Raw genomic sequence first — 10,000 nt, 5'->3', positions numbered from 1 at the left:
CCGACCGGTTCGGCTCTGCCCATTGCACTCCCCCGAAAAACAGGAACAGGCCCGCTGGCAGTTAGTTGCCAGCGGGCCTGTTCCCGAAGTACACCGTTGAATCGCACAGAGGGGAGGAATGCGAATCAAACTCAACAGGGCAGGCTTTTTCATCGCCTATTGCCTGCTCCGTTGCTGAATACAATATAGTTCACCGTGGTTTACTTTGTAGCGTCAATATGTTCCCCCATAGCTTCTCCATAAGTTAGCTCAGGTAAACTAGAACCACCACAAAGGGGACAGGCACCTTTGTGGTGGTTTTAACCACGGCAGAGCCGCTAGAGCCCTGCAGGCCAGCGACAGGCGGCCAAGTCGACGTGCATGTCGTCCTTAAACGCCACACCCTCCCCTAGCAAAAGCTCACGTTGAGCATCGGGACCGCCAAAAGCAAAACCATCGCATATGCGGCCATCGGCAAACACCACGCGGTGACAGGGAATCTCGCCGGGGCGCGGATTGCCATGCAGGGCATACCCCACGTACCGCGCACTTCGTGGACGTCCAGCAAGCAGCGCCACCTGACCATACGTGGCGACCATCCCCTCGGGAATCTGCTCGACCACCTCGTACACCCGCTCAAAAAAGCCCTCAGACGCCATTGCTCGCTCCCTTCCACCCGGAATAGCATAAACCACCACAAAGGTGCCTGTCCCCTTTGTGGTGGTTTTGGCAGGTGGGCTAGTTAACGGGCTGGAAGAAGGCTACGGCTACGGCGCCGGGGCCTACATGGGTGCCGATGGTGGCGCCGATGGTGTGAACGGGCAGTTCGCCCTCGGTGTGGCCAGCCCACAGTGCCGCGCTGTCCTCGATATACTTCTTGAGCACCGCATCCGAAAGGCCCGTATAGCCGAGCGCCAGCGGCATGGAAAAGTCGATGCCGCCCGCCTTTTCGACCTTCTGGTTGAGCAGGTTACGTCCGTTCTTGGAACCGCGCGCCTTGCCCAGCTGCACGATCAGACCGTCCTCGGCAGCCACCACGGGCTTTACGTTGAGCAGCGTACCCACGGCACCGGCCGCAGCAGACAGGCGACCGCCGCGCACCAGGTACTCCAACGTCTCGAGCAGGCCGATGACGACCACGCGGTCGCGCACGGCCTCGACAGCCGCCGCAACCTGAGCCGCGCCCTGGCCCTCGTCCACCAGGCGCAGCGCATACTCGACCAGCACGCGCTCGCCCAAGGTCACGTTATTGCTGTCCACGACGAACATGTCGCCGCCCGGCGCCTCGGCAAGTGCCGTACGAGCACTCTGGTTGGTGCCCGAGAGCTTGGCTCCCACGGTAATAATCACGGCCTCATCGCCGGCCTCACGCGCTTCGGCAATCGCCTGCGAAAAGGCGTACGGGTTGACCTGACCGGTCTTGGGCAGCTCATCGCGCTCCACAAGCATCTCGTAAAAGCGCTGGTGATCGATGTCGACGCCATCCATATACACATCGGTGCCAAAGGTGACGGACAGCGGCAGAACACGCAGAGCGGGGTGCTCCGCCGGCGACATATCGCTTGCGGAATCGGTAATAATGCGGACGGACATAACGAATCCTTTCTTGCGCAGGTCTCGCGCAGGGAATTTTGACAGCAATGTCCCGGCACGGCGTACGCGCTCAAACGGGACGATGCAGTTCTTGGCTGAAAGCTAGCGCCAGCGCGGCTCTAGATCTCGCGCAGGGTGTTGAGGATCGTGCGCAGCGATGCATACATCTGCTCGCGCTGCTCCACGCCCATGGCCTTGCCGGTGGTATCGAGCACCTCGCGAATGATGCGATCGGCCTCGCTCATGCTCTCGCCGCCCAGGGCAGTCAGGCGCACCGGAGCACGATACTTGACGGCCGCATCACCCGAGTCGTCAACCTCGACGTAGCCGCCCTCCTCCAGATGTGCCAGTGTGCGCGAAACGGCGGCACGGGTAACGCCGGCCATGCGGGCGAGGTCGGCGCCAGTCAGGCCGTCCTTGCTGCGCTCAAGATAGTACAGGCACATAACGTCGGAGCCCTTGAGGCCCAGCCTTGCGCCTTCGGACGTCTTGATACGCTGAATCTCCTTGTAGAGGCCGCTGATCAGTCCGACAAAGTCCTCAAAACGTGTCTCGTCGTTCTGCTGCATGGTGACGACCGCCTTTCGCTTACATGATGCTAACGGGTAAACATCTTAGCCGCACAAGGCAACACCCGTACCCAAATATCCCATTTGTTAACCCATCAACATAAAAACCACCACAAAGGGGACAGGCACCTTTGTGGTGGTTTGGGGCATCGAGTTTGATCCGCAGACTTCGCTACAGCCCCACGCAAGGATTGTCGCGGGTCACAAGCGTTTTAACGACAACCGTCGCTCCCAGATAGCGCTCGAGCAGCTCGGCTAAGCGATCGATCGCGGCCTGGCAATCCCCCATCCGCTCGGGCTCCACGCACTCAATCGCCAGGAAAGCATCGGCCGAATCATCGGACAACGCCGTTCGAACGCCATCGCGCCAGTTCCAGCAGCGGCATACGGCGCCCGCATCATCGATGTAGGCGAGCTCGCCGGGCAGCGTCGGGTCATCTGTCTCCTCGCCAAGCGGCAGAAATGAATCGCCACCGTCGGTCACCTTCAGGCAAAGGTCTCCCTCAATCGCGTGCAAATCCTCGCCGCCTACGGGCAGCGCGTAGGACAGCGACACCGTGTTGTAGATGTCCACCGCGGGCGTAATGTGGCCCACCGGCTTTCCTTTGAGCACGCGCTTGAGCAGGTTCTCAATTGAGCAACGCGCGCCCTTCTTGGTCTTGAATAGGCGATATGCCTCGCGCCATGCCTTAACCGGCGCATTCTCGCTGATGGTATCACTCGTCAGGTGACGCTCCGCATCGATATTGGCGCGGTCGAGCAACGCGGCAATCGCATCAACGTCCTCTTGAGGAATCTGAGCCGCGGGCTTCATGCCCTTTACGACCACAACACCGACAGCCGCCTGCGGAAATAGCTCCCAAAACGAATCCTCGGCAACGAAACTCTTCATGTGCTCTCCCTTCATAGCATGCGCCCGAGCCCGGGTGCCTAAACAAAAAGCGCTCTTACGACGGCCACCTTCAAAGTCCTACGGTGCCGCCACAAGAGCGCTTACGCTGCCCCCATCCGGAGAAGGGGGCGATATGTCAGGCGTATTGTAACCCGAGTCATTCGCCCAAGCAAAACCGCCACAAAGGTGCCTGTCCCCTTTGTGGCGGATATGGACTCGCGGCGACGCTAGTGTCGGAGTCCCAGCAGGCCGCGGCCGCGATGACGGGCGTCGGCGTGCACCTGAGCGTGCGGACCGGCGGCCTTCACGGACTCGGGCAGGTGCGAGTACTTCTTCTCGAAGTTCTCCTCGAACATCACGGCCAAGTTGTGCGCCGCCTCGTCGTAGCGCGCGGTGCTCTGCCAGTACTGGCGCGGCACCAGGATGCCGTCGGGCACGCCGTGGCACGTGGTGGGAATGTCAACGTTAAAGATATCGTCATGCACGAATTCGCTGTCCTCGATGGTACCGTCGAGGGCGCGGGCCACCAGGGCGCGCGTGTAGGCAAGCTCGATGCGATGGCCCACGCCGTAGCCGCCGCCAATCCAGCCGGTGTTGACCAGGTACACACGCGTGCGGCCGTCGGCGATGCGCTCACCGAGCATCTTGGCATAGACCATGGGGTCGAGCGGCATAAACGGCTCGCCAAACAGCGAAGAGAACGTGGGCGTGGGCTCGGTGACGCCGACCTCGGTGCCGGGGATCTTGGCCGTAAAGCCCGTCACAAAGTGATACATGGCGGCGTCGGCCGTCAGGCGCGAGATGGGCGGCAGCACGCCAAAGGCGTCGCAGGTCAAAAACAGCACGACGCTCGGAGTGGTGCCCATGCCCTTGGTCCACGCGTTGGGAATGTGCTCCACAGGGTAGGCCACGCGCGTGTTGTGCGTGACCGAGACGTCATCGTAGTTGGGCTTGCGGCTCTCGTCGAGCACCACGTTTTCGCAGATCGCGCCAAAGCGGACGGCGTTGAAGATCTCAGGCTCGTGGAACGCGTCCAGGCCCTCGCATTTGGCGTAGCAGCCACCCTCGATGTTGAAGATGCCCATGTCGGACCAACCGTGCTCGTCGTCGCCGATCAGCAGCCGCGTGGGGTTGGCCGAAAGCGTGGTCTTGCCGGTGCCCGACAGGCCAAAGAACACCGCGGTCTCGTGCGTGACGGGATCCATACTGGCCGAGCAGTGCATGGGCAGCACGTCGTCCTCGACGGGCAGCAGGTAATTCATGACGCTGAAGATGGACTTTTTGATCTCGCCGGAGTAGCCGGTACCCGCGACCAAAATCACGCGCTCCTGGAAGTTGATGACCACGGCGGCGCTGGAGTTGAGGCCCTTGATGGCGGGATCGCACTGGTAGCCCGGCGCGGCGAGCACACAGAAGTCCGGCTCGCCGGTGCGCGCGATTTCGCGGGCAAGCGGGCGGGCGAGCATCTGCTTAATGAAGAGTGCCTGGCTGGCGCGCTCGCAGGCGACGAGCAGTCGGCGCGTGTGGTTGCGGTCGGCGCCGGCCATGCCGCGGGTGACGAACACGTCGCGCTCGTTGAGGTAGTCGACGATGCCGGCCTTGATGGTCTCGTAGCTCTCGATCGAAAGCGGTCGGTTGACGGCGCCCCAGGCGATCTTGTCGTGCACGTCGGGCGTGTCAACGATAAAGCGGTCATTGGGGGAACGACCAGTGCGCTCCCCCGTCTCGATCACCAGCGCGCCGTTGGATGCCATGCGGCCTTCTTCGCGGCGGATAGCGTGCTCGACGAGCTCCGCGGCGGGTAGATCGACCAGCAGACGGGGCTGATTCTCGGCGGGATCTTCGACCAGCGTAATACCAAAGTTGGACAAAACATCTGCAGGGGTAACACCAGGCATGGGGCCTCCTTTAAAAACGCGACACGAGGACACGACGCGCACTTTACTCACGTAAAGCCCGTTGTACCCGATATGCAAAAACGTTTTTGCGGCAAGGGCGGCAAGCCCGCCCAACGGTCAAAAATCGCAGGCAAGCGGCCTAGTCATTGGGGACGTTTTTAAACGACTAATCGTTGGGGACACTCTTGAACAGGCAACAACCAAGGAGCGTCCCCGGATGCCGGCACTCGGGGACGTTCCTAAAGTGCCGGCACATAAGGAACGTCCCCGAGTGCCGGCTACTGAATGGCGCCGCCGAAATTATCGAACAACCTGTTCAAAAACACGAACGAACACCGTCGCGTCTATACTAGAGCGCAGCAATAGAAAGGACTCCGCTTTGAGCATCACGCCCATCGATAGCATTCGCCGCGCCATCGCCCGCCGCAATGGCGTCGCCGACCCCACCGTATCGGACGGGGCGCACGGGCAGGGCGGACGCATCGAGAACGGCCTGTTCCCCGCATCGCACACCGCCGAGGAGCTCGCACGAATCCAAGAGCTAAGCCAGCGTAACGCCGGCGGTCCCGACAGCAGCCAGGCCACACGCCGTCGCCGCGAGCGCGATCGCCAGCCCGGCCCCATCCACCGCATGGTCAATGCCTGGTGGAACCGCCTGCTCGGAGCCGTCTACGGCGGCGGCTTCTCCACGCAAGAAGCCGAGTACGAAGATCACGCCACCCGTCGCGACTACCTTTGGAATACCCTGGGCACCGCCGTATGGGGCATGGCGTTTCCGTTGCTCACCATCGTGTCCACACAGCTCGTGGGCGCCGAGGAGGCTGGCAAATTCTCCATCGCCTTTGTCACCGGCACGCTCATCATGATCGCGTGCAACTACGGCGTGCGCAATTTCCAGGTCTCGGACATCGACGAAAAGACGTCCTTTGCCTCTTACCAGCTCAACCGCTGGATCTGCGGAGCGCTCGCGCTGGCATGCGGCCTGGTATACAGCAGCGCCCGCGGCTACGATGCGCAGATGGCCACAATCGGCCTGGGCGTCTACCTGTATAAGGTGATCGACGGCATTGCCGACGTGTACGAGGGCCGCCTGCAGCAGGCCGACAAACTCTACCTGGCCGGCATGAGCCAAACGCTACGATCCGTCGGCGTCATCGCGGTCTTTAGCGTGGTACTGTTCCTCACGCGCAGCATGCCCATCGCCGCCATGGCCATGGGTGTTACCGCGATCGCCTCGCTCGTTCTGGTCACCGCGCCGCTCGCCCTGCTCGAAACCGAAAAATCGCGCCGCGTGAGCCTGCGCGAGGTCGGTCACCTGTTTATCCAGTGCGCCCCGCTTTTTGGCGCGCTGTTCCTGTTCAACCTTATCGAGAGCATGCCCAAGTTCGTGATGGAAGGCACGCTGGCCTACAAGTATCAGCTGTACTTTAATGCCCTGTTCTTTCCGGCGCAGGCTATTTTGTTGAGCATTGGATTTATCTATAAACCGCAGCTCCTGCGTTTGTCGAGCATTTGGGCTAATCCTCGCAAGCGTCGTCGCTTTGACCTGATTATTGTTGCCGTTATGGCACTGATCGTGGTCATCACCAGCGTGTGCGCCGCATTTATGGCAGGTCCCGGTATTCCCCTCATGAGCTTCATGTACGGCCTCAATTTTGAGCGCTACCGCACGCTGGCACTGCTGATGGTTGTCGCCGGCGGCGTCACCGCGGCCATCGACTTTCTCTACGCCATCATCACGGTGCTGCGCCATGCCGGCGACGTCACCAAAATCTACCTGATCTGCTTCGCCGTAAGCGTAGTGCTGCCGGTGATCCTGATCAACCTGCTGGGTCTGATGGGCGCCGTGGTGAGCTACCTAGCCATCATGGCCCTACTCCTGGTGCTGCTGATTATCGAATACGCCCACATCCGCCAACGCATCGAGCGCGACCGCAACCCGTACGGCGCCTAATTGGCGCAATGGGGGGTCTCGTTGCGGACGATTTGCGACACGCAAAACTAAGTGAGTAGACTTTTGCCGAATCCCTGACCACACCGGCAAAACACAAGTCAGTGACCTGCGGTTTTGTTGAGGCAAATTTGCCGGCTGCTCGGCATTTCCAAAAAAGTCTACTCACTTAGCCAGCGGGCAGCCAAAAAAGAACCGTCGCAACGTCGTTTGACTCCGTTGCGACGGTTTTTCGAGCATTTTCGCACTGCCGAGGACGCAGACGTTCCTCATTTCTCGCGCTTACCGAGCAAGAAGGCGCTATTCTCCGAAAGTAGTCAAAAAAGCTCCGTCCCAAATTAGCTACCCTTTGCACCGATTATTCGCCTGGGTTGATATTCGCGTAGAACTCCGCGCCATCATCCAGGCGCAGGATCCCGACGCGGCCGAACTCGGAGCCGGTGGCGGCGGCGCAGTCGATATCGATACGATCGGGCACGCCGGCGGTATCCTCGCCACCCAGGCGCACAATCTGCCCGCGGCCCGACTCCTCATCAAGCCCCGCCAGGCCGCCAACCTCGCAATAGCGCCCAAGCGACACCGTGGGCGTGTGGCCGCTCACCACGACCGGACCCTCGCCCTCGGCAGAAAGCAGTCCCGTCGGCGCATCCCAATAGCCGTGACGAATCCACAGCAGGTCATCGGACGACTGCACCGCGAGCATCTGCTGCAGCAGCTCGCGATCGGCACCCACCGCTCCGACGCCATCGGCACAATCGACGCCATGCTCAAGTAAAAACGCGCGCGCCGCCTTCATCTCGATTCCAGCATGTACCAGCAGATACGGGCGCTCCTCGGTCTCGGCCACCGCGTAGAGCGGCAGCGCGGCCATCCATCGCACGAGCTCCTCGTATGCCTCAAATTCCATGTCGTTGAGCTGCTCGCGCGTCGTCCAGCCACCGTTGATATCCCAGGTCTCGGCATCGAGCGGATCCTGGCCAATGATGGCATCGAGCATGATCTGCTCGTGATTGCCCTTGAGAACGCGGGCGTTAGGCAGCGAGCGCACGAGCTTAATAACGCCGACCGGATCGGGCCCGCGATCGATCATGTCGCCCAGCACGTACAGCGTGTCGTCGGACGTCAACGAGATCTTAGACAGGGCCTCGTCAAGCGCATGCACGTGTCCGTGAGCATCAGATGTCACATAGATCGCCATGGAACGCCTTTCCCTACCTTGCGACCGAAGCCCGGAACCGCAACTAAAACTTCAAGTTGAACTTAAACGTTACCCATTGTACTCCGTTGCAATAAAGCTGGAAAGGGTTTCCGAGCAGAGGCAAAGACGGCAGCCGTCTATGACGATATCGCGCACGCCCGCAATCTAACCCCATAAACCCACCATCTTTGGGTACAAATAACCGCAGGCAACTGACCGTGCCACGCCAACCACCCAGGAGCGGACACTATCCATGAACCAGATCCTTCTCTTTATCGGCCTCGTCATTATTCTGTGTCTGACCATCAAACCCGTCGGCAAAAAGCTCCCCTTCCCCACCCTGCTCATCTTTATCGCACTCGGCATGCTGCTGGGCGTCAACGGTCCGGCGCACATCGACTTTAGCGACTATGCGCTCACCGAAACCGTCTGCAGCACGGCGCTGCTGTTCATCATGTTCTACGGCGGCTTTAACACCAATATCGACCGTGCCAAACCCGTTGCCGTGCCCGCGGTACTGCTGAGCACGCTCGGCGTCGTCATCACTGCCGGCATTACGGGTGCGTTTGCGCACTTCGTGCTGGGTTTTGACTGGATTGGTGGCCTGCTGTTGGGATCGGTCGTGGCATCCACCGACGCGGCCAGCGTCTTTAGCGTGCTGCGCGAGCACAGCCTGTCGCTGAGGGGCGGCACCGACTCGCTGCTCGAGGTCGAATCGGGCTCCAACGACCCCGTCGCTTACATGCTCACCGCCGTGCTCGCCACACTCGCGGCCGGCGGCGACATTAACATCCCCGTGCTGCTGGCCAAGCAGATCATCCTAGGCGTGGGGTTGGGTCTTGCCATCGGCTGGGCATCCAGCCGCCTGATAGAGCGCGCACGCGCAACGGCCGAGGGCGCGCAGACCATCTTCTTGTTCGCGGTGGCCATCGTGGCCTACGCGCTGCCGAGTTACCTGGGCGGCAATGGCTTTTTGGCCGTGTACCTGGCCGGTATTGTGCTGGGAGCCAGCGACATTACCGGCAAGGTCGAGATGGCGCACTTCTTCGATACCCTCACCGAAATGGCCGAGATGACCATCTTCTTCTTGCTGGGCCTGCTCGTGACGCCCGCACGCCTGCCGCAAATGCTGCTACCGGGTCTGGCGCTCATGGCGTTTATGCTCTTCGTGAGCCGCCCTATCGCCGTTGGCGTGCTGCTGGCGCCCTTTAAGACGAACCCTCGCCAGGTAGCGCTCATAAGCTGGGCGGGTCTGCGCGGCGCGGCTTCGGTCGTATTTAGCCTCTTTGCCGTGGTGACCGGTATTCCCGGCGGTCACGACCTATTTGACCTGGTGTTTGTGATTGCTGTGTCGAGCATTGTGGTGCAGGGCTCGCTGCTGCCGGCGGTGGCAAAGAAGCTCGACATGATCGACGCGGAAGGCGATGTGCGCCGCACCTTTAACGATTACCGCGACGAGGACGGTATGTCGTTCGTCAAGCTCAAGGTGGGCGCGGGCCATCCGTTTGCCGGACGCTCGCTCGCGGATATTGGCAGTGCGACGGATATGCTCGTGGTCCTGGTGCTGCGCGATGGAGCGCACCCGGTGCTGCCCAACGGGGATACCGTGATCGAAGAAGGCGACCTTCTGGTTATGGCCGCGCCAACGTTTGAAGAGCGTGCCGAGGTTACGCTGCGCGAGGTCACCGTGACTCCCCACGGTCGCCTGGCCGGTCAGCGCCTGCGCGACGTGCCGCAGGGCAAGCACCCGTTTATCGTGGTGATGCTCAAGCGCGAAGGCCAAACGATCATCCCCGACGGCAACACCCAAGTCCACGCCGGCGACGAAGCTGTCATCGCCACACTGGCATCGTAGTGACCAGGGGTTAGCTAATTTGCGACGAAGAAATCAAGCGCCTAGAGAACCTCATGCCTTCGCTC

8 protein-coding genes are annotated in these 10,000 nt (G+C 61.1%); 2 read left to right on the top strand and 6 right to left on the bottom strand.

Translation table 11 applies throughout. The features are described from left to right. Nucleotides 1-317: 317 nt before the first annotated feature. The 5 genes from DXA43_RS04525 to pckA form a co-directional block, all read right to left on the bottom strand. Nucleotides 318-638: an MGMT family protein gene (locus DXA43_RS04525; protein ID WP_089572047.1), complete on the bottom strand. Its 321-nt coding sequence runs from the start codon at nt 636-638 to the stop codon at nt 318-320. A 79-nt stretch (nt 639-717) separates the two neighbouring features. Beyond that, nucleotides 718-1,572, bottom strand: a complete 855-nt coding sequence (locus DXA43_RS04520; RefSeq protein ID WP_117641033.1) for a DegV family protein — start codon at nt 1,570-1,572, stop codon at nt 718-720. Nucleotides 1,573-1,691: 119 nt separating this feature from the next. Further along, the gene (locus tag DXA43_RS04515) at nt 1,692-2,141 is read right to left on the bottom strand and encodes a MarR family winged helix-turn-helix transcriptional regulator (protein ID WP_022093866.1); all 450 of its coding nucleotides are present in this window, start codon (nt 2,139-2,141) and stop codon (nt 1,692-1,694) included. A gap of 172 nt (nt 2,142-2,313) precedes the next feature. Beyond that, entirely contained in the window at nt 2,314-3,033 is a 720-nt protein-coding gene (locus tag DXA43_RS04510; protein ID WP_117641034.1) for a B3/4 domain-containing protein, read from the bottom strand. Between the two features lie 227 nt (nt 3,034-3,260). Further along, nucleotides 3,261-4,931, bottom strand: a complete 1,671-nt coding sequence (gene pckA, locus DXA43_RS04505; protein WP_199577059.1) for a phosphoenolpyruvate carboxykinase (ATP) — start codon at nt 4,929-4,931, stop codon at nt 3,261-3,263. Nucleotides 4,932-5,310: 379 nt separating this feature from the next. Between pckA and DXA43_RS04500 the strand changes: the two genes are divergently transcribed. Next, nucleotides 5,311-6,885, top strand: coding sequence for a lipopolysaccharide biosynthesis protein (locus DXA43_RS04500; protein WP_233540016.1), 1,575 nt, complete (start codon nt 5,311-5,313; stop codon nt 6,883-6,885). 355 nt (nt 6,886-7,240) lie between these two features. On the opposite strand, the gene DXA43_RS04495 is transcribed toward DXA43_RS04500, so the two are convergent. Continuing rightward, nucleotides 7,241-8,080: a metallophosphoesterase family protein gene (locus DXA43_RS04495; protein ID WP_117790707.1), complete on the bottom strand. Its 840-nt coding sequence runs from the start codon at nt 8,078-8,080 to the stop codon at nt 7,241-7,243. Nucleotides 8,081-8,333: 253 nt separating this feature from the next. Between DXA43_RS04495 and DXA43_RS04490 the strand changes: the two genes are divergently transcribed. Then, nucleotides 8,334-9,935 (top strand): potassium/proton antiporter, encoded by a 1,602-nt coding sequence (locus DXA43_RS04490; RefSeq protein WP_117806381.1) that lies wholly within the window; start codon nt 8,334-8,336, stop codon nt 9,933-9,935. Nucleotides 9,936-10,000: the final 65 nt, after the last annotated feature.

It is taken from the genome of Collinsella sp. OF02-10 (assembly GCF_003463445.1).
Classification (GTDB): Bacteria; Actinomycetota; Coriobacteriia; order Coriobacteriales; family Coriobacteriaceae; genus Collinsella.
This window is presented reverse-complemented; position numbering and strand designations above follow the sequence as displayed.